Below are 1,031 nucleotides of genomic sequence, written 5' to 3'. Positions count from 1 at the left end.
ATACCATGCAAATTAAGCCAAATTTACCACTTAACACGGTAAACACAAAGAAACCAAAAATGCCTAATGTAGCAAATCGTGTTGATGCAATTGTTAACTGTCTATTGTAAATATGGAATTAAAAACTAGTATCTAACCAACTATAAAATATTCAGAAATTTTATCTAGTCTAGGATTTGTTTCAGATAACCGTCCAAGATATGCAAAGTCCATTAATGAGTTAAACTCAATATTTTCTGGTGAGTTACTTGACAATCTATCTAATGATTTATAAAACTCCGTTGCTTGCTCAAAACTTTTATATAGAGGTCCATTTCTTTTGATTACGTTTGAAACTTCAGCAACTCTTTCTAAACATAAGTCATACATATTCTGATGATTCCCTATAGAGCCTCTCGTAATTCCTGATGTATCTAAAACTAATAACTTAACTTCATTGTCAAAAATCCAGTCCATTGCTTTTTTCTCACCAAAAGCTTTTAACATAGATAAAACAAGTTTATCTATAACATTAACATTGTGGGAATCATAACTTTCATAGAGAGTTCTTAATGTGGTATACCGGACTTTTGGAGGTAGAGCAGAGAAAAGCCTCATAATTTCATCATTTGAACCAAAAGTATTCTTTTTAAAGAAATTAAAAAATATATAAGAATACAAATTAAATAGATGTTCTTCAGCTTTCGCTAGAGCCTCGTCAGAAACATCCAAAATCAGTTGTGTGTGAGAGCAATCATTACCATGTTTTTTTATATATTTGATTGCTTCATTCAAAAGTGGATGTTCATTGCCCGATAATTTTAATTCTTCAGATACTTTATGATTTCCAAGAGTCACAAATTCTTCTTGTGAATAATTAAGAATTTTTCTAATAATAACTTCTGATATTTGTCTAATTGTGGCAATTCTTCCTCTATTAGGTCTACCTTTAACATAAAAGGCATCTTGAATTAAATCAGACATAAGTATATTAAATTTTTCGTTCGTAAAAGGTTCCACTAAAAATCTCTCCACATCAATTAAAGACAGTT

General features: G+C 29.9%; 1 protein-coding gene. It reads right to left on the bottom strand.

What is annotated here, in order from left to right; genetic code table 11:
* Window positions 1–132: 132 nt before the first annotated feature.
* The coding region (locus BTO22_RS13130) for a hypothetical protein (protein ID WP_181044649.1) at window positions 133–1,031 on the bottom strand (899 nt) is incomplete at its 5' end.

Origin of the sequence: Aliivibrio sifiae (assembly GCF_002954705.1) — a bacterium.
In the GTDB taxonomy this organism is placed as follows: Bacteria; Pseudomonadota; Gammaproteobacteria; order Enterobacterales; family Vibrionaceae; genus Aliivibrio; species Aliivibrio sifiae_A.
The sequence above is the reverse complement of the archived record's forward strand: the minus strand, read 5'-3'. Positions and strand labels throughout refer to the sequence as shown.